The organism is Catellatospora sp. NPDC049609 (assembly GCF_040675365.1).
Classification (GTDB): domain Bacteria; phylum Actinomycetota; class Actinomycetes; order Mycobacteriales; family Micromonosporaceae; genus Catellatospora.
Window position 1 is genome coordinate 1 of record NZ_JBFAOU010000010.1, and the last position, 25,646, is coordinate 25,646.

Below are 25,646 nucleotides of genomic sequence, written 5' to 3' on the forward strand. Positions count from 1 at the left end.
GGCACGCGGGGTTGAGGTCTAGACCTCCGGGTCCACCGGCGGCTCCGGGTCCGGCGACGACTCGACCGGCGACGGTTCGGCCGGCGACGGCTCCGCGGACGACGGCTCCGGCTCGCTCGGCGACGGCTCCACCGGCGACGGCGGGGGCGAGGGCGGTGCCGACGGCGAGGGCGGCACCGGCGAGCGCGACGGCAGGACCGGCGAGCGCGACGGCAGCGGCGGGGTCGGCGACGGCGGCGACGCGGTGGTCACCGTGACCTGGTTGCTCGGGCCCGACGGCTGTCCCGCCGCGTTGAGGGCCACCACCGCGAACCGGTACGTGGTGCCCGGCGCCAGTCCGTCGATGGTCACGCTGGTCGACCGCGTCCAGCCGATGAAGACACCGTCGCGCCGGATCCGGTAGAAGGCGACGCCGCCGGATCCGCCGTTGGTCGGAGGCGACCACGAGAGCCATACCCGGTGCGTGTCGGAGGCGACGGCGGTGAGGTTCCGGGGCGCCGACGGGGGCACCGGCGGGGCGGTCGTCGGCCGCGCCGTGGGGCCCGCGGTCGGGGCCGGCGGCCGCCAGGTCGGCTTCGGCTCCGGCTCATTGGTGATCATCGGGGAGGGCGCGGCGCTCGCCGACGGCGGCGCGGTGGGCAGCGTGGTCGGCGGTCCGCTCTCCCCGGTGGCGACCCCGGCCGACAGTCCGGGCGACGGCTGGCCGTCGCGCAGCGAGATCGGCCGCTCCTCGCCCGCCCTGCCGTTGAGCAGCACGAGCATCACGGTCACCGTGGCCAGCACGGCGACCGACACCGCCACCAGCACCCGGCGGTCCGGCCCCGAACGCGACGGGCGCGGCTCGGCCGGCTCCGGCGCGGCCTCGGGCGACGTCGAGGGCCGCAGCGGGGCCTCCTGCCACACGGGCACGATGACCGGGCCGCTGCGCTCGGCGTCCACCGGCTCGGGTGCGGCCAGCGCCGCCACCGCGGCGGGATAGTCCGGCACCGCGTTGACGGCGTTGCGGGCGGCCAGCCAGTACGACGTCGCGCGCTCCAGCCGGATCTTCTCCTGCTGCGGGCTGCTGAACCCGACGACCGTCGGCAGCACGACCTGCTCCCACGCGGTCGCCGGCAGCGCCAGACCCTGCTGCAGCGCCAGCCAGACCTCGGCGAACTCGCCCTCGCCGACCTCCATCGCGTCGATGCGGGCGTCGTGCTCGGGCGCGTCGAACAGCACGAGCAGCCGCTGGTGCACCTCTGCGACGTCCATCCGGGACGTGATGTCGGCCAGCAGGCGCCCCAACTCGACGACCAGCCCGCGGGCGTGCTCCACCTGCTCCGAATGTGGCTGTGCCACCATGCCTCCCCTGAACTCGTGCCGTGGCACGGTAAGTCCCGTCCGGAACTGCGCCGAGCCGGTCAGGGGCCCTGCGGCAACAACATAGGCGACAGCACGCCGTGACGGAACACCGGGTACACGAACCCGGCCCGCATACCCCCCGCCAACCCCGCCACAAACATCCCCCCGAACCAGACCAAATCGCCCACAATGGGAGGGTGAGGGGTCGCCTGTGCTCGCCGTACTGATGCTGGGCCTGGTGCTCGTCGCGTGGGCGGTCGTCGCGCGCCGGGCACAGCGCTACAGCGTCACCGTCCCCATCGCCATGGCCGCCTCCGGCCTCATCCTGACCAGCGGCACCAACCCGCTCGTCGACCTCGAGGTGACCGGACCCGTCGTACGCCACCTGGTCGAGCTGACCCTCGCGTTCGTCCTGTTCACCGACGCCACCGACATCAGCCTGCGCTGGCTGCGCGAGCAGCGCGGCGTGCCCATCCGCATGCTCGTCATCGCGTTCCCGCTCACCGTGCTGCTCGGCTTCCTCGCCGGCGTCCCGCTGCTGCCCGGCGCCGGCTGGTGGGTCTGCGCCATCACCGCCGCCGTGCTCGCCGCCACCGACTCCACCCCCATCCTCACCCTGCTGCACGACCACCGGCTGCCCGCCGGCATGCGCCACACCATCACCGTCGTCAGCGGCCTCGACGACGGCCTCGCCGCGCCCCTCGTGCTGCTGCTGCTCGCCGGCGCCGTGGCCACCGTCGACGTCGAGAGCGTCCTCATCGAACTGCTGTTTGCCCTGGTCGCGGGCCTGATCACCGGCGCCGGCGGGGCCAGGCTGATCACCATGGGCCGCGAGCGCGGCTGGGGCACCCCCGAGGCCGAACGCGTCGGCGTGCTCGCCATCGCGGTGACCGCGTTCGCGCTGGCCGAGGTGCTGCACGGCAACGGCTTCGTGGCCGCGTTCGTGGCCGGCGTCGCCACCCGCGCCACCGCGCCGGACATGCCGCGCAGTTCCCTGCAGACCGTCGAGGACTTCGCGGCCGTGCTGTCGGCCGCCGTGTGGTTCGTGTTCGGCTCGCTGATCGTCCCCGCGTTCATGGACGGCCTGGAATGGCGGGTGTTCGTCTACGCGTTCCTGAGCCTCACCCTGATCCGGATGATCCCGGTGGCGCTGTCGCTGCTCGGCACCCGCGTGCCCTGGCGGGAGCGGTGGGCGCTGGGCTTCTGGGGCCCGCGCGGCCTGGACAGCATGGTGCTCGGCATCATCGCCCTGGACCAGCTGTCCGGCCTGGACGCCGACTGGGTCGCCGACGTCGTCGTCGTGGTGATCGCCCTGAGCATCCTGGTCCACGGCCTGTCGGCCCGCTACTTCGCCCGCTGGTGGGTCCACCGCCACCGCGCCGCCCCGGGCTGAGTAACCCGCCGCCCGGCGTGCGAACCGCACGCCGGGCACCGGCGGACGGGACCGGTGTGACGTTCCGAAAGCTCAGACGGCGGCGAGCACGCCGGGGATCTCGTCGGCCAGCTCGCGGGCGAGGAACCCGATCCGGCCGAAGCGCGGCGCGAGCCGCTGGGCGCTGCCCGCGTGCGCGTACGCGGCCCAGCACGCGGCCTGTGCCGGTTCGGCGCCCCGGCACAGCAGCCCGGTGACCAGGCCCGCGCGCACGTCGCCGCTGCCGGAGGTGCCCAGGCCGCTGCCGCCGGTCTGCTCCCACCAGGTGCGCCCGTCCGGGTCGGCGATGCGGCCGAACAGCGACACCACCGCGTGGTAGCGCTCGGCGATGCGCAGCGCCGCCGCGGACAGGTCGTCGCCGAGGTCGTCCTCGCCGAGTAGGTAGCGCGCCTCGGTCAGGTTCGGCGTGAGCAGGTAGCGGCCCGGCCGGGCGGTGGTCAGCGACGGGTCGCGGCTGAGCGCGCCCAGGGCGTACGCGTCGAGCACGATCGTGGTGCCCTCCGGTGCGGCGTCCAGCACGTGCCGCATGATCTGCGCGGTGTGGTCGATGTCGGCCAGGCCGGGCCCGATCGCGATGGCCGAGGCCTCGGCGGCCAGCTCGGCCAGCCGTACGGGCAGCGGGCCGGGCGTCTCCGGCAGGTCCAGCACCAGCGCCTCCGGCACCTGGATGCTCAGCGCGGACGCGGTGGACTCGGCCACGGCCAGCTGCAGCACCCCGGCACCGGCGCGCAGCGCGGCCACCCCGGCCAGCAGCACCGCGCCGGGCGTGTGCCGGGAGCCGCCGACGACCAGCGCGGTGCCGCGGCTGTCCTTGCCGCCGTCGGGTTCGGGCAGCGGCCAGTCGCGCAGCAGCTGCACGGTGACCACCCGCGGCTCAGACGGGTTCGGCACGGACGCCCTCCTCGGCGGTGCGGGCCGTGTCCTGCGCGCGCAGGTGGCCGACGTCGTTGAAGGTCTGCGGCGCCAGCCGCCCGTCGCCGTCGGCGGCCCAGACGCTGACCGACGCGTTGGCGATGACCTGCCGCCGGGACAGCTCCATCAGCTCCTGCTCGGTGACGTCCTCCACCAGGTAGCGCACGAGCTGCACCACGACGTCGTGGGTGACCAGCAGGACCCGGCCGCCGGCGTGGTCGCGGCGCAGGTCGGCCAGCAGCGCGCGCAGCCGCAGGGCCACGTCGGCCCAGGACTCGCCGCCCGGCGGGCGGTAGTAGAACTTGCCGAGCCGGTGGCGGCGCTCGGCCTCCTGCGGGTAGAACCGGCTCACACCGTGGGTGGTGAGCAGGTCGAGCTGCCCGAGGTCGCGGTCGCGCAGGCGCTCGTCGCAGCTCCAGGACAGGTCCAGGCCCTCGGTCGCGGCGCGGCCGGTCTCGACCGTGCGCAGGTACGGCGAGAACAGCACCAGGTCCGGCCGGGGCACCTCGCGCAGCCAGCCGCGCACCGCGGTGGCCTGCTCCAGGCCCAGTGGCGACAGGGGCACGTCCGGGTCGCGGGGGGCGAGGTCGAGGCGTTCCGCGCCGGCCCGCTCGGCCTGCAGCGCGGCCAGGTTGCCGATGCTCTCGCCGTGGCGCACCACGCCCAGCCATGCCAGTTCGCCCATGTTCCCTTCCTGCGTCACCGGCCGGTGCTCGGCGGCCGGGGCGGCTCGCCCGGCCGGGTCACCGGCAGGGATCGCGTACCCGCGAACGGGCCGCAGGAAACGGCGTGGACGCGCGGCCGCGCACGGCCGGCGTCCACGCCGTCTCCGGGAAGATCAGCCGAGCAGTCCGCCCAGGCCGTCGGCGGTCGCCGCGCCGCCGGGCGCGCCACCGGGGCTGGGCAGCAGGCCGCCGCCGGGCAGCAGGTCCCCGCCGGGCAGGGGCAGGTTGTTCAGCAGGCCGCCGACGATCGGCAGGTTGCCGAGCAGGTCGCCGATGATGGGAAGGCCCTCCGGCGTTCCGGTCTGCGCCTCCGCCGTGTTCGCGGGGGCGGCGCTGGCGGCGGTGGGCAAGGACAGGGCAGCGCCCGCGAGGAGCACGGCTGCGCCGAATCGTTTCATATGGCTCATAACCACCCAACGACGTCGAGCTGTGCCGGGTCGCGGGACAGCCGCCCCCGAAACCGGCGCACACCAGCGGCCCCGACCCCGTCGCCACCCACGAACGTCGATGGCTTCCGGGGCGGCTCAGGCGTGCGACTGCAGCGCGATCGCGGCCACCGCCGTGTCGACGGCCCGGATGAGATCGCGATGGTCGGCAGGCAGGGACCGCTGCAGCAGCGCCAGCCGGTCGCGGACCTGCCCGCCCGACAGCGACGGCGCGACGATGTCCAGCCCCACTCCCGTGGCCAGCATCGCCAGCAGCGCCGACTGCGGATCGAAGTCGCTGGGCCGCCCCAGCAGGAAACCCAACCGCACGGCCGAACGGGTCGCCTCCGTCGGGTCGCTCGCCGGGAACCGGGTCTGCACCCGGCCGGTGAAGCTGCGGCTCGTCTCGCGCCGGATCACACCCTTGCCGGCCATCCGGTACGCCACCAGCTCGGTGATCTCCGGACGCAGGTGCGCCACCCAGTGGTGCAGCGCGTGTCCCGCACCGACCCGCTGCAACTGCGCCACGACCTGGTCGGTGACGGGATCGCCGGTCTGCCGGGCGGTCCACCCGGCCAGCTTGCCGTCCTGCACCGACAACGTGCCCGCCAGCAGCAGCTCGCCCAGCGCGGCGGCGGCCAGCCCGCAGCCGAGCATGTCGACGCTGACCCGCACCTTGCCGCTGTACTCGTCGTGTCCCATCTGGAACAGCTCGTCGGCCAGCGCCAGTCCTGCCATCGATTCCCCCCAATAGACCTCCGGAAACGGCGATGTGGCCGGGGATCGCGCCCCGGCCACATCGCCCAGCTCCTGTTACCGGTGTGCGGCGCCCAGCGCCTTCAACCGGCCGTGCACACCGTCGTACGCGCTCGTCCGGCCCAGATAGGACTTGGCCAGCTTCGCCACCATCGTGTAGTTGGTGTCGCAGACGTTGCCGACCGGCGCCTCCCCGGCCTGGCTGACCAGCTGCAGCGAGTCCAGCAGGTCCAGCCCGGTCAGCCCGGACACCCAGGTGACCAGGTCGTGCTGGCTGATCCGGAACGCGTCCTCCAGCGGCCGGGCCGAGCCGGTCGCCATCAGGTGCGTGTCGGACTCCAGCCGCGGCCACGGCGTCGACACGCCCTTGATCACGTCCACGACCAGCACGGTGTCCATCGCCGCCTCGATCGCGACGCCGGACACCTCGCCCTGGCCCTGCCGGGCGTGGCCGTCGCCCACGGCGAACAACGCCCCCTCGACGTTGACCCCGAAGTACGCCGTCACGCCCGACCGCAGCTCGGGAGTGTCCATGTTGCCGCCGTGCGCGTCCGGCGTGATCGTCATCCGGGCCTCGAACGCGCCCGGCGCGACCCCGACCGTCCCGTGCATCGGGTCCAGCGGCAGGTCCACCGTGAACGGCGAGTTGCGGGCCGAGTAGCGGGCGGTGCCCGCGGCCAGGTCCAGGTCGTACACCCAGACCCGCTCCTCCAGCGGCGGCTGCAGCGTCGCCGTGTGCGACGTCGACGTCAGCGCCCCGAAGTGCGGGAACGTGCTCGACACGGCCCAGTCGCGGGCCGGGGTGATCGACACGAAGTGCAGCGCCAGGGTGTCTCCCGGCTCGGCCCCCGCCACGTAGAAGGGGCCGGTGACCGGGTTGAGGTACGGGAACCGGCACACCTGCGAGGGCAGGTCGCCGAAGCCGCGCACCACGCCGCCGAAGCAGTCCTCGGTGCGGATCCTCAGCACGTCCCCGGGGCGGACCTTCGCCACCGGCGGGTTCCCGCCGAAGGTGTAGGCCAGCTGCTCCGGGGTCGGATCGAACTCGATGTACTCACTCATCGCCTACTCCGCGCCGATGCCCGACAGCCTCGGGCGGCGGCCGATCGCGTACAGCACGACGAGGGTGAGCAGGCCGAGGCCGACCCAGACCAGGCCGGTGACCTGGGTGTAGATCTTCATGTGGACCAGCACGGCGACCAGCAGGCCGGCGCCGACGACCGGCACGACCAGGTGCAGCAGCCAGTTGCGGCTGCCGTTGCGCACCACGTAGTGCCAGATCACGGCGGCGTGCAGCATCAGCCAGGCGATCATCGCGCCGAAGTTCACCATGGTGGCGATGAGCGTGATGGTGTCCTCGCCCTTCTCGGTGAGGTAGTACAGCGCCGTGCCGGAGATGGCCAGCGAGATGACCGCAGTGAACAGCACCGCGTTGACCGGCGAGGCGTGCCGGCTGGACACCTTGGCCAGGAAGCCCGGGAGCTGCTTGTCGCGGGCCATCGCGAACAGCAGGCGCGACAGCGCGGTCTGCGCGACCATCGAGTCCGGCAGGCCCCACGCGATGGCGGTGGCGACCAGGCACAGCGTGGCCAGCCACGGCGCGCCCGCGGCGGCCTCGGCGGCGGCGTAGAACGCGTTGCCGACGGTGGCGGCGTCACCGTTGATCAGCCCGGCCGGGTCGGCGACGAACAGCGAGGCGACCCAGGTCTGGGCGATGAAGATGAGGCCGGCCAGCATCAGGACCACGGCCATGGCCCGGCCGACCTGGCGGGCGCCGCCCTTGCTCTCCTCAGCGAGCATCGAGATGCCGTCGAAGCCGAGGAAGCTCAGCGCCGCGACCGACACCGCCCCGAGCACCAGGCCGAAGCTGAAGTTGTCGGAGCTGAAGAACGCGGCGGTCCAGTCGCCGTTGCCGCGGCCCTCGGCCAGGCCGATGACGCCCATGACCAGGAAGATGCCCAGCACCAGCAGCTCGGCGGCGATCATGATGTTGATGGCGACGGCGGTGAGGCGGATGCCGAAGTAGTTGATGACGGCGTTGATCGCGACGAAGGCGACCAGCCAGATCCACGCCGACACCGCCGGCACCGCGGCCTCGATGGTGACCGACGCGACCAGGTACAGCAGGCCCGGCACCAGGAAGTAGTCCAGCATGATCGCCCAGCCGGCGACGAAGCCGACCGCCGGGTGGATGCCGCGGCCCGCGTAGTTGTACACCGAGCCCGCGATCGGGAACGCCTTGATCATCTGGGCGTACGACGAGGCGGTGAACAGCATGACGATCAGGCCCGCCACGTACGCGAGCGCCACCATGCCCGACGACGCCTGGTACACCGAGCCGAAGATCGCGAACGGGGCGATCGGCACCATGTAGATCAGGCCGTAGAACAGCAGGTCGGTGAAGCCCAGCGACCGCCGCAGCTGCGGGGTGTACCCGAACTTGCTGAGATCGGGGTCGCCGGCCGGCGTTGCCGCGTCCCCCGCGGCCGCCGGGGCAGGCGTTAGCACGGACATATCCGAGCCTCCAGTGATGGCAGATGTTGACGTAGAGTGGCGCGCCGCGCACGCCTGCGCTCCCATTGGCGACCACTACCGGCGCGTCGGATAGGTGTCCCATCCGGACAAGTGAATGGAACGGCTAGTTGTCCGCTCCGTCCAATGCGGCCAGTGCCTCCCGGACGAACGGGTGAGTCGCCGACAGGTTCGTGTCGGCGAGCACCATCGACAGCAGTCGACGCGCGTCGGCCACCGACCCGCCGTCGGCGTCCCGCCGCCTGCGCCGCCGGCCGTCGCTGGCCTGCTGCTCGACCCGCACCGCCGGCCACAGCCCGGCCAGCGCCCCACCGGTCTGCAGCACCTCGTCGCAGCGGCGCGCCAGGTCCTCGGTCGGCCAGCGCTCGCCCGACTCGACCTTCGCGATCATCGCCTCACTGTGCGGCATCCGCTGTGCCAGCCTGCCCTGCGAGTATCCGCGCACGCTCCGCCACCAGCGCAGCTGAGCTGCGAAGTCACGCGCCGCGGCCGCCTGCTCGCGGCCGGAGAAAGGCTCGGTCATACCCCGCCTCCGAGGGGTTCCAGTATCCACAAAGGACGTACCGTATACCGCGCCCCCCATGCGGCGGAAACCGCAGACAGTAAACCGCAACCAATTGCATGAGTCCATGCATGGATTTCTGCGACCTTCGGTGTGCCAGAACTGGTCTGACCACTTGACCACCTGACCAATGTGGGCGCACCGTGGACCCATGGCCCTGGAGAAGATCCGGCGACGTTCGGTGCCCGGCGAGGTGTACGACCAGATCCTGCGCGAGCTCGTCGACGGCAGCTACCGCCCCGGCGAGCCGCTGCCCAGCGAGCGCCGCCTCGCCGAGGCCCTCGGCGTGAGCCGCCCCGCCGTGCGCGAGGCGCTGCAGCGCATGGCCCACGCCGGGCTCGTCGACGTCCGGCAGGGCGGCTCGACCACGGTCGCCGACTTCCGCCGCTCCGGCGGCCTGGACCTGCTCCCGCACCTGCTGCTGCCCGGCGGCGACGTCGACCTGTCGGTAGCCCGCAGCATCCTCGAAGCACGCCTGGCCGTCGGCCCGAAGGTCGCCGAGCTGGCCGCCCGGCGCGGCGGCCCCGCCGCCCGCGACGTGCTCGAACGGGCCGTCGCCGCGATCGCGGACGACACCGACCCGGTCGGGCGGCAGCGGCGCGCGCTGGCGTTCTGGGCGCACGTCGTCGAGGCCGCGGACTCGATCGCGTTCCGGCTGATGTTCAACAGCCTGCGCGCCGCGTACGAACCCGCCCTCGCGGCCCTGGCCACGGTGATGGCGGCGGAGGTCGACCGGGTCGGCGACTACCGCGACCTGACCGCGGCGATCACTCAGGGCCGGCCGGACGACGCCCACCGCCTGGCGCACGACCTGCTCGGCAACGCCACCCGGGAGCTGCTGCGCGCCCTCGACGCGCTGGAACGCGCCCAGCCCTGACCTGCCGCCGGAAGACCGGCCGTCACCTGCCTGCCCGGCCGTGGCCTTCCCGACGGAAGACCGATCGCCACCTCCTGGAAGGAGCCCAGCCGTGACCTCCGACGACAAGGCCGCCGCCGAGCGCGCCGCCCGCCGCCGCCTGGCCGAAGACGAGGCCGACATCGCAAGCCGCCGCGCCGCCGCACCGCTGCGCCAGGTCTTCGGCCGGTTCTGGCGGCACCCGAGCCCCTGGATGATCCTCGCCGTGCTGGCCGCCGCGCTGACCTGGCGCATCGCGGAGGGCGGCTGGCAGCGCGGCGACCTGTGGGCGCCCGTGGTCCTGGTTGCCCTGTTCCCCCTCCTGGAATGGCTGGTCCACGTGTTCGTGCTGCACTGGCGGCCGCGCACCGTGGGGCGGCTGACGGTCGACACCGAGCTGGCCCGCGACCACCGCCGCCACCACGCCGACCCGCGCGACGTCCCGCTGGTGTTCATCCCGTGGCGGTCCCTGGCCGCCGTCATCGCCGGGTACGCGGCCCTGGCGCTGCTGGCGTTCCCGCGGCTGGGCCAGGCGCTCACCTTCATCGCGGCCGTCGCCGCGGTCGGACTGGCCTACGAGTGGACGCACTACCTCATCCACAGCGAGCACCGGCCCCGCAGCCGCCTGTACAAGGCCGTGTGGCGCAACCACCGGCTGCACCACTACCGCAACGAGCACTACTGGTTCACCGTCACCAGCAGCGGCACCGCCGACCGCCTGTTCGGCACCTTCCCCGACCCGGCCGCCGTGCCGGTCTCCCCCACCGCGAAGAACCTGCACGCCGCGGGCTGACCCCCACCACGAGCGAAGCCCCGCGCACGCCGGGCGTGAACGGGGCTTCGCTCGTGGCGGCCGCGGGTCAGCGCGGCTCGCGCCACATCGGGTACATCGGCGGGCCGCCGCCGGGCAGGTGGTACGCCTCGCCCATCAGCTCGAACCCGTGCCGCAGGTACAGGTCCCGCGAGCCGGTGGTCGAGGCCTCCAGGTACGCCGCGACGCCGTCGGCGTCGAGCTGCGCCAGCCGCCGCGTGAGCAGCCGCCCGCCCAGCCCGGCGTTCTGCCGCCCCGGCGCCACGGCCAGCAGCGCCAGGTGGAAGTGCGGCCGCCCGTGCGGGTGGTGCGCGGCGAACACCTCGTCCAGCAGCGTGAACCGGGCCAGGTGCGGCCCGGCCAGCTCGGCCAGCCGCTCGTCGTACCCGTCGATCCACGGCGCGTCGGTGGTCGCGTCGAACCAGACCGCGACCGCGTCGTCACCGATGGTGTCGACGGCGCCGTACTTCAGCGCGTGCTCGGCGAACCAGCCGAACTGCACGCCCATGATCCGCTCGCGCTCGGCGGCGTCGTCCATCAGCCACGCCGAGACGGCCAGCTGCTGGAAGGCGCCGGCGATGAGCCGGCCCGCGGCCGCGGTGTCGACGGCGGGCGCCGCCTCCACCGCGTCCGGGCGGGTCATACCCCGACCTTCTCGGCCTCCGGCGCGGCGGCGGCGGTATTGACCTGGCCGGCCTCGACGCCCCGGCCGATGCCCTGGTACAGCGCCGGGTTGCTGCCGCGCAGCACCACCGCCCAGACGATGCCGACGACGGCGAGCACCAGGTACAGGCCGGGCAGGATCCAGCGCACCGGGTCGGTCTCCTCGACCATCAGCATGGTGCCGTAGTCGCGCACGGTCTGCTGCGCCGCCCAGATCAGGAACGCGGCCGCGAGGATCGGGGCGACCAGGCGGGTCCACACGTTCTCGCCGCGCTTGTCCTTGGCGAAGTACACCACCACGGCGACGCTGGTCGCGGCGAGCAGCAGCAGGATGCCGAAGCCGCCGGTCATGCCCAGCCAGAAGAACAGGTGGGTGAACGGGTCCCAGCCGGCGAGGGCGTAGACCGCGATCACGACGAAGCCCAGCACGCTCTGCAGCACCGAGGCGGCCACCGGGGCGCCGGAGCGGGCGCCGGTGCGGGCCAGCGAGCGCGGCAGCACGCCCTCGCGGGCCAGCGAGAACGTGTAGCGGGCCACGGTGTTGTGGTAGGACACCATCGCCGCGAAGATGCTGGTCACCAGCAGCACGTTGCCGATGTCGGCGGCGACCGCGCCCAGGTGCGTGCCGGCCAGCGCGAAGATGAGGTCGGCCTGGGCGGCGTGCTCCTGCGACTGGGCCACGATGTTGTCCGGGCCGGTGGCCACGGTCAGCGACCACGACGTCAGCGCGTACACGAAGACCATGACCGCGAGGCCGCCGAAGGTGGCCAGCGCGATGGTGCGCCGGGAGTCGCGCGACTCCTCGGAGAAGACCGGGCCCGCCTCGAAACCGGTGAAGCCGGTGACGGTGACGACCAGCACCGCGCCGAGCGCGCCGGGGATGAACAGGTTGTCCGGGTTGAACGCGGCGAACGAGACGCCGCCGTCGGCCGGGTTGGCCAGGAACACCAGGTCGTAGATCAGCACGATGAGCAGCTCGGCGCCGAGCAGGACCAGCAGCACCTTGCTGTTGAGCTCGACGCGGGAGATGCCGAGCACGGTGGTGAGTGCCCAGCCGACCAGTGCGATGATCCACCAGGAGATGTCCCAGCCGAACATCACGTTGAGCAGGCCGCCGGTGGCCACGCCGAAGATGCCGTAGAGGCCGATCTGCAGCAGGTTGTACGACAGCACCGCCACCAGCGCGGCGCCGACGCCCGCCGGGCGGCCCAGGCCCTGGGAGATGTAGGAGTAGAACGCGCCGGCGTTGCGGATGTGCCGCGACATGGCGACGTAGCCGACGGTGAACAGCGCGAGCGCCGCGCCGATGATCAGGATGCCCAGTGGGAAGCCGATGACCTGGATGTTGGCCCAGCCGGCCACGATGACGCCGCCGATGACCATCAGCGGTGCGGCCGCGGTCAGCGCGAACGAGGCCACCGAGGCCGAGCCGAGCCGGTCGGCGGCGAGCGCCGAGGACAGCGCGGAGCTAGGGGGTGCGGACACGGTGTTGCTCCTTACAAGGGGGGTGGGGGGTGAGGGGGGTGAGTAGGGGGTCGGGGATGGTTCAGGTGAGCGTCGCCACGCCTTTGCTGACGGCGAGTTCGGTCTCGGCGATCAGCACCCGCAGCGGCTCGTCGAGCACCGCGATGATGTTGGCCAGACTGCGACCTCGCACGTCGTCCCAGGCGAAGGTGTTGCTCAGACCGGTCGCGAAGACCAGCCCGGCGAGGATCCGGTCTGGCAGGACCAGGTCCTCCTGGCGGCGCAGCCGCCCGATGATCCGGGCCGCGGGCCACGCGGCGTCATTGACGGACACCGGCATGAATCTTCGCTGCACGCCCAGCAGTCGGCGCGTCTCGACCAGTTGGAGCGCCCCCGCGGCGGTCAATCTGACGGCGATGTCGGCTTCCGCGGTGCGACCGAGGAAGGCCAGCCAGTCCCGGGCCGGATGCAGCTGCGGCTCGGCCAGCAGCTGGCCGTGCACCCGGGCGAGCAGCGCGTCAGGCGGCGGCGGCGCCTGACGCACCGCCACCCCCTCGACGGCGGGACGCACCAGGTCCAGCAGGCACAGCTCGGCCAGCAGCGCGGCGGCGAGCCCGAAACCGACGGCTTTGGCGTGCAGCCGGGAGTCACCGCTGACATCGTCATGCGTCATCAAGTAGAACTCGTCGGCGATTGGCACGGACGCACCCTACAGAATGGATCTACGCCCTGTCACGGTCGGCCACGAGCTGTTAACGCTCCCAGATCGACGGACAGGGCGCCCGATGCGCACATCGGACGCCCTGCTGGTGAAAACGGTGTTACGACTGAGTGACCGTCAGGTTGTCGAACCCGGCCTCGACCAGGCTCGCCGTGCTGGCGTCGGCCGCCTCGACCAGGAAGCGCACGCTCTGGCCCGCGTACGCGGTCAGGTTCGCCGAACCCGCCCCCCACGCGCCGTTGCGGTTGCTCGCCGCGCCGCTGATCGTGGACAGCACCGTCGTCCCGCCGCTGTGCACGATCGAGATGCGCAGGTAGTCGGCGCTGGACGAGTTCGACCCGTGCGCCAGGTACCACTGCCAGTTCGCGCCCAGCGTGCCGGTGGCCGGCAGCGTGATCGCGGGCGAGCGGATGGAGCTGACGCCGCCGTCGAGGTCGAAGTCACCGGCCGCGGTGCCCGCCGACAGCCCGGTCGCCAGGTCGTTGCTGCCCGCGAACGGGGTCAGCTGCTTGGCGCCGCTGGAGTTGGTGGCCTGCGCCGCGCCGCGCGCCCACTGCCCGACGGTCGCGGTGTCGGTGCCGTTCGGGTTGGCGGTCCAGCCGGTCGAGGTCTCGAACGTGTCGGACCACACCGTGGTGCCGCCACCGCCGCCGCAGTACGTCGCCTCCTTGCCGATCGCCCGGTACGGGCAGTCGGCCTGCTCGGCGAACAGCAGCACGGCGTTGCGGTTGCGGGAGGTCTGCGCCGGGATCACCTCGTCGGGCGGGTAGAAGCCGCCGCCGCTGCCGGAGCTGCCCGGGTACATCTCGAAGGTGTACGCCCAGATCCGGTGCACGCCCCACATCCAGTCGATGGAGGTGCCGTCGGCGACGTAGAGGTCGCTGGACTGCTCCGGGGTGTACTGGTTGGTGGCGGCCATCTGCTGGCCCAGCGCGGCGAAGGTGTTGTATTCGTCGGCGCTCATGCCCGCGGGGTTGTTGGCCGTGGTGTACCCGAACGGCCACAGGATGAGCTGCGAGTACGTGTGGAAGTCGATGTTGGCCTTGATCTGCTGGACGCCGCCGACCACCCGGCTGTTGACGAAGTTGCGCAGGTTCTGCGACTCCGGCGCGGAGAACGCCGACGGCCCGCGGTAGGTCTCGCTGCTGGTGGTGCCGCTCGACCCGCCGCAGCAGCCCCACTGGTAGGACCAGTTGCGGTTGAGGTCGGTGCCGACGTTGCTCGACCCGCTGTTGGGCTGGCGGTTCTTGCGCCACGACCGGTAGCTGCCGGTGGCGATGTCGTACTCGCCGCCGTCGGGGTTCATGTCCGGCACGATCCAGATCTCGCGGCTGTTGACGATGTTCGTCACCCGGCTGTCGCTGCCGTAGCCGCTGGTGAACATGTTCATCAGGTAGATGGCCATCTCGACCGTGAGGTGCTCACGGGCGTGCTGGTGGTGGTTGAACAGGATCTCGACCTCGTTCTCGTCGGTGGCGACGTTGTCCGAGATCTTGATCAGGGGCATGTTGCGGCCCTCGTAGGAGTTGCCGATCGTGGTGACCCGGAAGATCGACGGATATGCCGAGGCGAGTGAGTTGATCACCGCCATCATCTCGCTGTAGTCGTGGTAGTTCGAGTCCGCCGGCGGGAACGCCAGGGTGCCGACGTCGCCGTGCGCGTGCGGCTCGGCGGCGGCCTGCTCGACGGTGAAGCCGAGCGCCTGGATGGCCTTGATCTCGCCCTTGGTGGCGGTGATGTCGAGCACGCCGTGGTCGAAGCCGTCGATCGCGGCACCGGTCCTGGCGATGGCGTTGCGCTGGTCGAGGGTCTTGACGTTCAGGACCGAGTACTGGCCCGACGCGCCGGTGACCTCCGGGCCGATCGGGGCGCCGTCGGCCGGCCCGGTCAGGACCATGGCTCCGGCGAGCGCCGCGGTGGATACGAGGACGGACAACCGTCTCCGCATGTCTGCCTCCAAATAGGGGTTCGAGGAGGCACACAGCAGACCATCAGAATCATGGTCATTGCAATATATGTCGATCTCTCAGTGCCTGCTCCGCCGCAGGTCGAAAGGATTTCGCCGCCCACCTCCGCCTGAGCAGCCACGACGGAACCCCATAACACCGCGGAGGGCCCGTTCTGAGATGGGCGCCGCGCGGCCCTGCCCCGGATGCGGCGGCGGCGACCTCAGCCGACCAGCTCAGAGCGGGTATGCTCGATCCCGATGAAGCTGGTACTCGATCTCCACGAGATCTTCAACAAGGGACGCGACATCGAGCGCGCCCTCAACGACATCATGGCCGAGGCCGTCGCCAAGAAGGCCCCCATGATCGAGATCATCCCCGGCAAGGGTTCCGGCGCCCTCAAGAAGACGGTGCTGCGCTTCCTCGAGCGCAAGGACATCAAGCAGATGTACCACCGCATCGAGAAGGACTCCAAGAACTTCGGCCGCCTCTTCGTACATTTCCGCCACGCCAAACCCGGCCGCCGCTGAGCGCCGATCTTGCGCGAGGTGTGGGTACGACACACTCCTTTCGGGCAAAAGGGCAACAGTTCGCGCAAGATCGTCTGGATCATGGGACCCGCGGTGGCGAGAACGGGCACCGAAAGGGCAGCATGTAGCGCGTGCCGTCTCCGACCTCACTGTCCGACATCCGTGCCGAAGCCCTCGCCCGCCGCGACCGCGGCGACCTCCACAGCGCCCGGACGCTGCTGGAACAGGCGCTCGAAGCCGCCACCATGGCCGCCGGCGAGGATCACCCCGAGGTCCTGACGACCGGCCACCTGCTCGCCACCCTGCACCGGCAGGCCGGCGACCTCTCCCAGGCCCGGCGCGTGCTGGAGAACGCCCTCTACGCCGGCAGCCACCGCCTCGGCGACGACCATCCGATGATGCTGTCGATGTCGTTCGACCTCGCCCAGATCGCCGACGAGCTCGGCAACCGGCACGAGGCCCGCCGCCAGTACAGCCGGGTCGCCAAGTACGGCCCGCAGGTGCCCGGCTTCGACCCGCAGCAGATCGCCGCCGCCCGCGCCTGGCTCGGCCCCGACGCCCCGCCCGCACCGGCGGCCCCGACCCCGCCCGCGCCGCCGGCCGCGCCCGCCGCGCAGGCCGAACCGCCGACGCAGGTGCTGCCCACACAGACGCGCCCGGTCGCGCCCGACCCGCAGCCGGAGCCGCCTACCCAGGTGCTGCACCCGCGCACGTCGGCGGCCCCCGCTGCCGATGCCGAGCCGCCGACGCAGCCGATCCAGCGCCGCACCCCGCAGCTGCCGAAGCAGGACCATCCGCATACGCAGACCCAGGTCCTGCCGGTGATCAGCATCGACCGGCCCACCGTCGGCGTCGGCCCGCAGAACCCCCCGGCCCCGCCGGTCACCCCCACGCCGCCCACGTCGAACCCGCCGACGCCGCCCATCGGGCCGGTGACGCCGACCCCGCAGGTGGCGTCCACCCCGCCGGTGACGCCGGGGCCGCAGACCAGGCCGACGTCGCCGGTGACCCCCGCGCCGCAGCTGCCGCCGGCGCCGCACACCCACACCGCGCCGCCGGTCGCCTCCGCGCCGCCCGCGCATGCGGGACCGCAGCTGCCCCCGGCGCCGTACGGCGGGCCCGCCATCCCCGTGACGGCCCCGCCCCAGACGCCCGCCCGGCACGTGCCCGAGGCGCAGCCGCAGCCCATGCCCGCGCCGACCGTCTTCACCCAGCCGATGGCCGCACCCCCGCCGGCCAGGCGCAACCGGGGCCCGGTCATCGCCGCCACCGCCGCGGCCGTGGTCGCGGTGCTCGCCGCCGTCACCACCCTGCTGCTCGTGGTGCTGCCCAAGAACGGGCAGGACGACCCGCCCGCCGTCGACCCCCGCCCCGCCGCGGACGTGCTGCTGACCAGCGAGCCCAACGGCGACATCACCATCAGCTGGTACGACCCGTCGGAAGGCCTCGCCGCGCAGCTCGTGCTCGGCGGCCGCCCCGGCGAGCAGCTGGCGCGCATGGGCACCCCCGCCAACGGTGACACGCAGTACACCGTGCGCGGCCTGAACCGCAACTGGGACTACTGCTTCGTCATCATGAGCATCTACTCCCAGACCGACCTGGTGCAGTCCGAACCCCAGTGCACCAAGCGCGCGACCGCGACGGCACCGTCGCCCAGCGTGACGGGATGAGCGTCCTCACTCGACTTTCACCCTTGACCTGCAACGCCTAGGATGACGACGGCTTTGAGCAAGGACGCCAGTCGACGAGCGGGGTGACCTCACCGCCCCGCGTCAGGGGGAGGGCTGGATCCATGGCGGATCTGTCACCGAGTGCCATAACACGCAAGGCGAGGACCAAGGGCGGCGCCGTCACCATCGTCACGGTGCTGGCGATGGTCGTCGCCATGGGCCTGACCTGGTTCGGCCTCAGCGCCGGCGACCACGTGTCGGCTGGATACGACAGCAGCTCGTGGCTGTGGAGCCTGACCAACGGCGAGCTGGCCCGCGTCAACGGGCTCACCGGCAAAGTGGACACCCGCTCGCAGGCGCTGGCCGCCTCGAAGGGCCACTTCGTGCAGGTCAGCCAGTCCGACCGGTTCCTGATCGTGCGCGACCAGCACACCGGCCGCATCAACGCGCTGGACCCGGCCACGCTGCAGGTCACCGCCGCCCAGGACTCGCAGGCGGGCCTGGGCGTCCAGGTCGCGCTGCACAACCAGTCGGCGTTCATCGTCGACCCGGTGCAGGGCGTGGTCCGGCAGCTCGACGCGGCGACGCTGCAGCCGATCGGCGAGCCGCTGCGCTACCCGCCGGGCATCACCGGCGGCCACTTCGACGGCACCGGCCGGCTCTGGATCGCGGTGCCGAGCCAGGGCACCGTGTCGGCGATCACACCCGCGCCGCTGTCGCCGCCGTCGGGCGGCACCGGCGGCAGCGGCCCGTCGCTGGTGCGCACCGAGCCGGTCGCCGAGGCGTTCCACGACCTGGCGCTGTCGGCGCTCGACGACGGCGTCGCGGTGCTCGACCAGACCAACGGCAAGCTGACCGTGCTGCGCGGCGACGACCTGAAGAAGGTCGACGTCACCAAGGCCGTCGGCGGCGAGCTGCCGACCCGCTCCACCGGGTCCGAGGTGCCGGTGACGATCACCGAGGGCCGCCACGTGTACGTCATCGACGGCGACCAGGTCCGCGAGTTCACGGTGCCCGGCGACGGCACCCGGCTGCGCCCGGCGGTGGCCTGGGCCGGGCGGCTGTACGTCGCCGACGACGGCAGCGGCAAGGTGTACGCCCTCGACCGCGACGGCAAGCTCGTCGACACCATCGAGGTGCGCGGCGCCGCCGGCGCGCTGGAGCTCGAGGTGCGCGAGAACCACCTGTTCATCAACGCCCCCGCCGCGGCGACCGCGCGGGTGGTCGACGACAAGCACCGGGTGAAGGTGGTCGACAAGTTCGCCAAGGACGTGGTCGGCAGCGAGCCGCCGCCGGAGCTGCCCCCGCCGCCCCCGCCCGCGCCGACGATCGGCAAGCCGTCCGCCCCGCGCAACGTGACCGCCGCGTCGGGCGATACGCAGGTGCGCCTGAGCTGGGGCCGCGCCAACGAGAACGGCTCGAAGATCACCAGGTACGTGGTGGAGGGCGACGGGCGGACCTGGACGGTCGGCGCGCGCAACCGCTCGCTGGTCATCGACAAGCTGGTCAACGGCAAGACGTACACGTTCTCGGTGCACGCGGTGAACGGCAAGGGCGCGGGCCCGAGCCGCAAGAGCAACCCGGTCATGCCGACCGGCGAGGTGCCCGACGCCCCGACCGGGGTGAATGCGGTCGAGAAGCCCGACGGCACGGTCGAGGTCTCCTGGACCGCCGCCAACGGCCAGGGCCGCAAGATCAGCCGGTACGAGGTGACCGCGGTCAACGCGGGCAGCGGCGCGCTCATCGGTACCACCCCCGGCGCCACGAAGCTGGTCGTCAAGGCCGGTGAGCTGGAGTACGGCACGCAGTACGCGTTCACCGTGGTCGCGGTCAACGACAAGGGCGCGGGCTCGGAGGTGTCGCAGCCCTCGGGCACCGTGGTGCCGTTCACCAAGCCGGAGCAGGTGCGCAGCCTGTCCGCGGCCACCGTCGGCACGGCCAAGGGCACCATCAAGGTGGACTGGGCCGCCCCCGCCGACAACGGCCGGCCGATCACCGGCTACCGGGTGACCGCCAAGGGCAACACCCAGACGGTCAACGGCACCGGCACCACCCTCGACGGCTTCGCCGACGGCGAGATCGTGTCAGTCGAGGTGTCGGCGGTCAACGAGGCCGGGCCCGGCCCGAAGGGCACCACCAGCGCGAAGACCATCGCCGACGCATCGGTCTCCAACGTCACCGGCAGCGCCGTGGGCTACAAGAACTTCACCGTGAAGTTCGCCTACGACGACGGCGGCGGCACGGCCACCTGCACGCTGACCATCAACGGCGCGGCCCGCGACATCGGCTGCAACACCGGCGCGGGCGGCTACACCGTCAACGAGGTCGCCACCGACACCCGCTACCAGTTCACGGTGTCGGTGACCAACGCGACCGGCAAGGCGGCCACCTCGGGCGCGGTGTCGGTCACCACCCGGCAGCTCAACGGCACCGTGCGCTGCGTCAACGGCGACTCCTACATCGACTGCTCCAGCGGCGTGGGCGTCTACTCCAACTCGCGGCAGCAGTCCAACGAGGCCGTCGGCGACGCGTACAACGGCACCACGTACAAGGCGTTCTGCTGGAAGCAGGGCACCAAGGGCAACCAGCAGGGCAGCGCCGAGCTGTTCGCCGCCAAGTACAACAACAACAAGCGCAGCGACAAGTGGGTGCAGATCACTTTCAAGGGCGCCCAGCGCTACATCCCGTTCATCTGGTTCAACCTCGACGACGGGGACAGCCTGGGTAACCTGCCCGAATGCTGAACCACCCGCTTCCCCGGCGTGCCCGCCCAGCGGCGGCGCGCCGGGGAAGCACCGTTTCCACCCACAAATCGAGCTAAAAGGACACGACCCGCGATGAACCAGCCCCTCCCACCACTGTCCGCCGGCCAGGTGCGCGCCTTCGCCGACCTGACCGCGAAGCTGGCCGGCGCCATCTCCACCGTGGTGCTCGGCAAGCCGGAGGTGGTCCGGCTGGGGCTGGTCGCCATGTTCGCCCAGGGCCACGTGCTGCTGGAGGACGTGCCCGGCACGGGCAAGACCACGCTGGCGCGCGCCATCGCCGCGTCGGTGCAGGGCGCCTGGCGGCGCATCCAGTTCACCCCGGACCTGCTGCCCTCCGACGTGTCCGGGGTGACCATCTTCAACCAGGCCAACCGCGGGTTCGAGTTCCACCCCGGCCCGATCTTCGCCAACATCGTCATCGCCGACGAGATCAACCGGGCCTCGCCCAAGACCCAGTCGGCGCTGCTGGAGGTCATGGAGGAGCGGTACGTCACCGTAGACGGCGTACGCCACGCGGTGCCCCGCCCGTTCCTCGTCGTCGCCACCCAGAACCCGGTCGAGATGGACGGCACCTACCGGCTGCCCGAGGCCCAGCTCGACCGGTTCCTGCTGAAGCTGTCCGTCGGCTACCCCGACGAGGCCGTCGAGATCGAGGTGCTGCGCGGCGCGAACCTGCGCTCCCCCGACGCGATCACGCCCGTCACCGACACCAAGACCATCGGCGAGGCCGTCGCGCTCGCGCACCGGGTCCACATCGCCGACCCGCTGTACGCCTACGCCGTCCGGCTGGCCGCCGCGACCCGCGAGCACAAGCACGTCCGCGTCGGCGTCAGCCCCCGCGGCGTCATCGCGCTCACCCGCGCCGCCAGCGCGTACGCCCTCACCGAGGGCCGCGGCTACGTGCTGCCCGAGGACCTCAAGGCCCTGCTGGAGCCGGTGTTCGCGCACCGGGTGCTGCTCACCCCCGACGCACAGCTGCGCGGGGTGACCGCGACCGAGGTGCTGCGCGAGGCCGTGGCGGCGGTGCCGGTGCCGCTGCCCGGCCAGCACTCCGCCGAGGCCGCCGCCTCCGGCCGGCACGCCTGACATGATCGTCACGCTGCGGGGGGCGGGCCTGAGCGCCGGCGGCGTCGCGCTGCTGGCCGGCGGCTTCGTCTTCGGCTATCCCGAGCTCGCGATCCTCGGCGCCACCGCCGTCATCGCCCAGCTGCACGCGCTCGCCCACGCCGCGCTGCGCCCGCGCCTGTCGGTCACCCGCGCCGTCGACCCCGACCGGGTGTCGCGCGGCGAGGGCAGCACCGTCACGCTGACCGTACGCAACACCGGCCGCTTCGGCGCCGCCACGCTGGTCGCCCACGACCGCTGCGGCCTGGCCCGCAAGGCCGCCACGGTGCCCGTGCCGCTGCTGCGCCCCGGCCGCGACACCGACGTGTCCTACCCGGTGCCCACCGACCGGCGCGGCGTCGTCGAGGTCGGTCCGCTGCAGGTCACCCGCCGCGACCCGCTCGGCCTGGTGTCGGTGTCGCGCAGCCACGGCGACACCGCCCGGATCTGGGTGTACCCGGCCAGCCACCTGATGCGGGCCGTGCCCGCGGGCATCTCCCGCAGCCTCGACGGCCGCCTCGACCGCGTCCCGCACGGCGCCATCACCTTCGACACCCTGCGCGAGTACGTCATCGGCGACGAGCTGCGCCACGTGCACTGGCGCACCAGCGCCAAGGTCGGCGAGCTGATGGTGCGCGAGCACCTGGACACCAGCCTGCCCCGGCTGGTGGTGCTGCTCGACGACCGCGCCGGATCGTGGGCCGACCGCGGCCCGGACGGCTCCGCCGCGTTCGAGAGCGCCTGCGAGGCCGCCGCCTCGATCGTGGCCGCCGCCACCCGCGAAGACCTGCCGATCACCCTGCACCTGGTCAGCGGGCCCGCCGCGGGCGGCAGCAAGATCCGCGGCGCCTCCCGCGACCTGCTGGACCTGCTCGCCGAGGCCGAGCTGCACACCACCGCCGACGCCGCCCCCGCAGTCGCCGACGAGCGCGGCACCGGCGGCGACCCGCTGGTCACCGCGACCAACCGGCTGCGCCAGCACCGCCCCGGCGACACCCTGATCTACCTCACCGGCACCGCCGGGCTCGGCGACCTGGCACTGGTCAGCGGGCTCAAGGGGCCGTTCCCGTCGGTCGCGGTCGGCATCCTCGGCCCCCGCGCCGCCGACGAGCCGCAACCGGCCGGGGTGCTGCTGCTGCGCGCCGAGGACGGCGCCGACTTCGCCGCGGTCTGGGACGGAGTGGCCCGATGGTGACCCGAAGACTGCTGCTCGCCTGCCGGCCGGCGACCCTGACACCGCACGCTGAGGGCAGGAACGGAGCGGCCCCATGGTGACCCGGTTCTTCCGCGCGCTGGTCTCCCCCGTCCTGATCACCGCGATGCTGGTGCTCAGCGGGCTGGTCGCCGACCGCATCTACGCCGGGGCGCTGCTCGCGCAGCTCGTCGCGGGCGCCGCCGTCGGCTCGGTGCTGGTCAGCCTGGCCTGCACCCGCATGCGCGCCTGGGCCGTCGCCCCGCTGTCCATGCTCGCGCTGGCCGGATACCTGGCCTTCGCGCTGCACCTGTCCGCGCAGCACGCCGCCGTCACCGGCGACCTGCTGACCGTCGCCGCCGAGGCGCTGCGCGACGGCATCCCCCGGCTGCTGGCCGTGCTGGTGCCGGTCGAGCCGCAGCCCGACACCGTCGCCGTGCCGATCGTCGCCACCTGGCTGGCCGGGCTCACCGCGGTGGAGCTGACCGCCCGCACCCGGCGCACCCTGGTCGGGCTCACCCCGCCGGTGGCGCTGTTCACCGGCGCGCTGTGGCTGGTCGGGCCGTCCGCACCGCGTACACCCTGGTATGCCCTGGCCTTCGCGGGCCTGGCCGTCGCGGCGCTGGCCTTCACCGGACGGGTCCGCACCCCCGACACCGGCGTCGACCCTGACACCGCCCGCGCGCTGCGGCTGCGCGCCGCGATCGCGGGCGGCACCGGCCTCGCCCTGATCCTGGCCCTGGTCGCCCTCGCCGCCCCACCGGTCGCACGGCAGGTCGACACCGCGCCGCTCGACCCCCGCACCCTCATCGACCCGCCGGACCTCGACGCGCTCGACGAGAACCCGCTCATCCGCCTGTCCGGCTGGGCCCTGCAGCCGCAGGAGAAGCTGCTAGACGCGGACCTGCCCGCCGACACCCGGATCCGGCTCGCGGTGCTGTCCGACTACGACGGAGTCACCTGGAAGGTCGGCGCGACCTACCGCCCCGCCGGGCGCAGCCTGCCCCGCCCGCCCGGCGAGCTGTCCACCGGCACCGTCGAGCAGCGCATCACCATCGCCGGGCTCACCGGCAAGCTGCTGCCCGCGGTCGCCACCCCCAGTCGCGTCGACGGCGTACGCGTCGCCTACGACCAGGCCACCGGCACCCTGATCCGCCCCGAAGGGCTCACCGAGGGCATGGCGTACACCGTCACCTCGCAGCACGCCGCACCCGACGTGAACCTGCTGCCCGCGGCCGACGTCCCGGGCGGCGACACGATGGCCCGCTACCTGACGCTCGGCCCGAACGTGCCGGAGAGCCTGTCCCGCCTCGCCCAGCAGCTCGGCGCCGACAACGGCGCCCCCTACCAGCGGGCGCTGGCGATCGAGCAGTTCCTCGCCGAGCACTACCGGCTCGACCCGCAGGCGCCCAGCGGGCACGCGTACCCCAACCTGAGCTTCTTCCTGTTCGGACCGGCCCACGGCGGCGGCCGCAAGGGCACCTCGGAGCAGTTCTCGGCCACGTTCGCGGTACTGGCGCGGCTGCTGAACCTGCCCAGCCGGGTCGTCGTCGGCTTCACCGCCCGCGCGGGCGCGCACCCGGTCACCGCCGGAGACGCGCTGGCCTGGCCCGAGGTGTACTTCGAGGGCCTGGGCTGGGTGCCGTTCCACCCGCTGCCCCAGCCCGACCAGCAGGCCAAGCCCCTAGAGGACGAGTTCAAGCCGGAGCCGGAGAAGTCCGAGCCACCGGAGTCTGAGGCCCCGATCCCGACCCTGCCCCCCACCGACGAGGCGAGCGGCCCGGCCGCCGGGCAGTCCGCCGGACCCGGCGACGGCGTGAACGTCGCCCTGGTCGCGGGTGCGGGCGGCGGCGGCCTGGTGCTGCTGCTGCTCGCCGCGTTCGTCGTGTTCGTGCTGGTCGGGCGGGCCGCGCTGCGGCGCAGACGACTCGAGGAGGGCAGCCCCGAGCAGCGCATCGAGGGCGCCTGGCTGGAGGTCGGCGACGCACTGCGACTGGCCGGCCGCCCCGCGCCCGAACATCTCAGCGCCGCCGAGGTCGCCGCGCACGCCGCCGACGCGGCCGCGCCGGTGCGGGGAAAGCACGCGGTGCACCTGCGCGCGCCCGCGCTCGACGGGCTCGCCGACGCGGTCAACCAGACCGTGTTCGGGGCGGGCACGGCCCGCGACGCCGACGCGCAGGCGGCACAGGCCAGGGCGGTCGCGTACATCGGCGAGCTGAAGGCCCGCCGCTCCTGGTGGCGCCGCCTCATCTGGACCCTGCACCCCGGCCCGCTGCGCTGGCGCCGGAAGTGACCCGACCCAGCGTCGTCGAACAAACATCCGTCCGGACACTAAGATTGGGGGATGTCCGAGAACTCCGCGGTGAAGAGGCTCCGCCTCGCCCTCGACATGTACGAGACCGGCGAGCAGATGCAGCGGATGCGGCTGAGGCGACAGCGCCCGTCGGCCACGGACGCTGAAATCGAGGCTGCTGTTCGCGCGTGGCGCATCTCCAGGCCTGCTGCGCCTACCGGCGACGCCGTCGGCCGTGTCTCACAGAGATTCGCATGAACGTCCTCAGCGACGCCCTTCGCCAGGTCGCCTCTGATCTGGATCGCAGGAAACTGAGCTGGGCACTTGTCGGAGGGTTCGCGGTGTCGGCTCGCGCGGAGCCGCGGTTCACCCGTGACATCGACATCGCAGTCGCGGTCGGCACCGATGCCGACGCCGAGCAGCTTGTACGGTCGCTGATGGGCGACGGCTACCGCCTGTTCGCGTCCGTGGAGCAGGACGCGACCGGACGACTGGCGACGGTTCGGATGACCCGTAAAGTCACCGCTGACGACGAGGTGGTCGTCGACCTGTTGTTCGCCAGTTCCGGTATCGAACCGGAGATCGTCGCCGCGGCGGACCTACTGGAGATCCTCCCGGGCCTGACTCTGCCGGTCGCCAAAGCGGGACATCTGATCGCTCTCAAAATCCTCGCGCGTGACGACGAGTCCAGGCCGCAAGATCTCGCCGACCTGCGCGCCCTGCATGCCGAGGCCACTGCCGAAGACTTACAGGATGCGCGTGAAGCGCTGACGACCATCTCCAAGCGGGGCTATCACCGAGACCGTGACCTGCTCTCTGCATTCGAGAAGTCCGCACCACGTCAGGACTGACCCGCGACGGCGCGCAGTGCTTCCACGCTGCCGCACCTGGTCGTCACGAACCAGCC

The 25,646-nt window shown here is 72.7% G+C and carries 23 protein-coding genes; 11 read left to right on the top strand and 12 right to left on the bottom strand.

The features are described from left to right. Positions 1-18: 18 nt before the first annotated feature. Positions 19-1,338, bottom strand: coding sequence for a fibronectin type III domain-containing protein (locus AB0J67_RS04715; protein WP_363476252.1), 1,320 nt, complete (start codon positions 1,336-1,338; stop codon positions 19-21). Between the two features lie 214 nt (positions 1,339-1,552). Between AB0J67_RS04715 and AB0J67_RS04720 the strand changes: the two genes are divergently transcribed. After that, positions 1,553-2,734: a cation:proton antiporter gene (locus tag AB0J67_RS04720; protein WP_363476254.1), complete on the top strand. Its 1,182-nt coding sequence runs from the start codon at positions 1,553-1,555 to the stop codon at positions 2,732-2,734. Positions 2,735-2,806: 72 nt separating this feature from the next. Here AB0J67_RS04720 and AB0J67_RS04725 read toward each other — a convergent pair whose 3' ends face one another. The 7 genes from AB0J67_RS04725 to AB0J67_RS04755 form a co-directional block, all read right to left on the bottom strand. Then, a complete protein-coding gene (locus tag AB0J67_RS04725; RefSeq protein WP_363476256.1) occupies positions 2,807-3,664 on the bottom strand; it encodes an NAD(P)H-hydrate dehydratase in 858 nt (285 codons plus the stop codon). Continuing rightward, positions 3,648-4,370, bottom strand: a complete 723-nt coding sequence (locus AB0J67_RS04730) for a histidine phosphatase family protein (RefSeq protein WP_363476258.1) — start codon at positions 4,368-4,370, stop codon at positions 3,648-3,650. The genes AB0J67_RS04725 and AB0J67_RS04730 overlap by 17 nt, the downstream gene beginning before the upstream one ends. 153 nt (positions 4,371-4,523) lie before the next feature. Beyond that, entirely contained in the window at positions 4,524-4,808 is a 285-nt protein-coding gene (locus tag AB0J67_RS04735; protein ID WP_363476260.1) for a hypothetical protein, read from the bottom strand. A gap of 126 nt (positions 4,809-4,934) precedes the next feature. Further along, positions 4,935-5,573, bottom strand: a complete 639-nt coding sequence (locus AB0J67_RS04740) for a GPP34 family phosphoprotein (RefSeq protein WP_363476261.1) — start codon at positions 5,571-5,573, stop codon at positions 4,935-4,937. A gap of 75 nt (positions 5,574-5,648) precedes the next feature. Then, positions 5,649-6,653, bottom strand: coding sequence for an acetamidase/formamidase family protein (locus AB0J67_RS04745; protein WP_363476263.1), 1,005 nt, complete (start codon positions 6,651-6,653; stop codon positions 5,649-5,651). Positions 6,654-6,656: 3 nt separating this feature from the next. Next, on the bottom strand, positions 6,657-8,099 hold the full coding sequence (locus AB0J67_RS04750; protein WP_363476265.1) for an APC family permease: 1,443 nt from the start codon (positions 8,097-8,099) through the stop codon (positions 6,657-6,659). A gap of 130 nt (positions 8,100-8,229) precedes the next feature. Further along, the gene (locus AB0J67_RS04755; RefSeq protein WP_363476267.1) at positions 8,230-8,646 is read right to left on the bottom strand and encodes a helix-turn-helix transcriptional regulator; all 417 of its coding nucleotides are present in this window, start codon (positions 8,644-8,646) and stop codon (positions 8,230-8,232) included. Between the two features lie 190 nt (positions 8,647-8,836). Here AB0J67_RS04755 and AB0J67_RS04760 point away from each other — a divergent pair, with 190 nt between their 5' ends. Both AB0J67_RS04760 and AB0J67_RS04765 read left to right on the top strand, forming a co-directional pair. Continuing rightward, positions 8,837-9,562 carry a GntR family transcriptional regulator gene (locus tag AB0J67_RS04760; protein WP_363476269.1) on the top strand — a complete coding sequence of 242 codons (726 nt, stop codon included), beginning with the start codon at positions 8,837-8,839 and terminating at the stop codon, positions 9,560-9,562. 91 nt (positions 9,563-9,653) lie between these two features. Then, a complete protein-coding gene (locus AB0J67_RS04765) occupies positions 9,654-10,373 on the top strand; it encodes a sterol desaturase family protein (RefSeq protein ID WP_363476270.1) in 720 nt (239 codons plus the stop codon). 67 nt (positions 10,374-10,440) lie between these two features. Here the strand turns inward: AB0J67_RS04765 and AB0J67_RS04770 are convergent, their stop codons facing one another. The 4 genes from AB0J67_RS04770 to AB0J67_RS04785 form a co-directional block, all read right to left on the bottom strand. Continuing rightward, complete coding sequence (locus tag AB0J67_RS04770; RefSeq protein WP_363476272.1) at positions 10,441-11,034, bottom strand: GNAT family N-acetyltransferase; 594 nt, start codon at positions 11,032-11,034, stop codon at positions 10,441-10,443. After that, the gene (locus tag AB0J67_RS04775; protein ID WP_363476274.1) at positions 11,031-12,539 is read right to left on the bottom strand and encodes an APC family permease; all 1,509 of its coding nucleotides are present in this window, start codon (positions 12,537-12,539) and stop codon (positions 11,031-11,033) included. Before AB0J67_RS04775 ends, AB0J67_RS04770 begins: the two co-directional genes overlap by 4 nt. 61 nt (positions 12,540-12,600) lie before the next feature. After that, the gene (locus tag AB0J67_RS04780) at positions 12,601-13,218 is read right to left on the bottom strand and encodes a GPP34 family phosphoprotein (RefSeq protein ID WP_363476275.1); all 618 of its coding nucleotides are present in this window, start codon (positions 13,216-13,218) and stop codon (positions 12,601-12,603) included. A 121-nt stretch (positions 13,219-13,339) separates the two neighbouring features. After that, positions 13,340-15,136, bottom strand: a complete 1,797-nt coding sequence (locus AB0J67_RS04785; RefSeq protein ID WP_363476418.1) for a M14 family zinc carboxypeptidase — start codon at positions 15,134-15,136, stop codon at positions 13,340-13,342. A gap of 309 nt (positions 15,137-15,445) precedes the next feature. On the opposite strand from AB0J67_RS04785, the gene AB0J67_RS04790 reads away from it, so the two are divergent. The 8 genes from AB0J67_RS04790 to AB0J67_RS04825 all read left to right on the top strand — a co-directional run bounded on the left by AB0J67_RS04790 (position 15,446) and on the right by AB0J67_RS04825 (position 25,590). After that, on the top strand, positions 15,446-15,715 hold the full coding sequence (locus AB0J67_RS04790; protein WP_363476277.1) for a Smr/MutS family protein: 270 nt from the start codon (positions 15,446-15,448) through the stop codon (positions 15,713-15,715). A 131-nt stretch (positions 15,716-15,846) separates the two neighbouring features. Beyond that, a complete protein-coding gene (locus AB0J67_RS04795) occupies positions 15,847-17,385 on the top strand; it encodes a tetratricopeptide repeat protein (RefSeq protein WP_363476279.1) in 1,539 nt (512 codons plus the stop codon). 122 nt (positions 17,386-17,507) lie between these two features. Further along, a complete protein-coding gene (locus AB0J67_RS04800; protein ID WP_363476281.1) occupies positions 17,508-20,129 on the top strand; it encodes a fibronectin type III domain-containing protein in 2,622 nt (873 codons plus the stop codon). 93 nt (positions 20,130-20,222) lie between these two features. Beyond that, the gene (locus AB0J67_RS04805; protein ID WP_363476282.1) at positions 20,223-21,236 is read left to right on the top strand and encodes a MoxR family ATPase; all 1,014 of its coding nucleotides are present in this window, start codon (positions 20,223-20,225) and stop codon (positions 21,234-21,236) included. A 1-nt stretch (position 21,237) separates the two neighbouring features. Then, positions 21,238-22,449 (top strand): DUF58 domain-containing protein, encoded by a 1,212-nt coding sequence (locus tag AB0J67_RS04810; RefSeq protein ID WP_363476284.1) that lies wholly within the window; start codon positions 21,238-21,240, stop codon positions 22,447-22,449. Between the two features lie 73 nt (positions 22,450-22,522). Continuing rightward, positions 22,523-24,739: a transglutaminaseTgpA domain-containing protein gene (locus AB0J67_RS04815; protein ID WP_363476286.1), complete on the top strand. Its 2,217-nt coding sequence runs from the start codon at positions 22,523-22,525 to the stop codon at positions 24,737-24,739. 51 nt (positions 24,740-24,790) lie between these two features. After that, positions 24,791-24,997 carry a hypothetical protein gene (locus tag AB0J67_RS04820; RefSeq protein WP_363476288.1) on the top strand — a complete coding sequence of 69 codons (207 nt, stop codon included), beginning with the start codon at positions 24,791-24,793 and terminating at the stop codon, positions 24,995-24,997. Beyond that, on the top strand, positions 24,994-25,590 hold the full coding sequence (locus AB0J67_RS04825) for a nucleotidyl transferase AbiEii/AbiGii toxin family protein (RefSeq protein WP_363476290.1): 597 nt from the start codon (positions 24,994-24,996) through the stop codon (positions 25,588-25,590). Before AB0J67_RS04820 ends, AB0J67_RS04825 begins: the two co-directional genes overlap by 4 nt. The last annotated feature ends 56 nt before the right edge of the window (positions 25,591-25,646 follow it).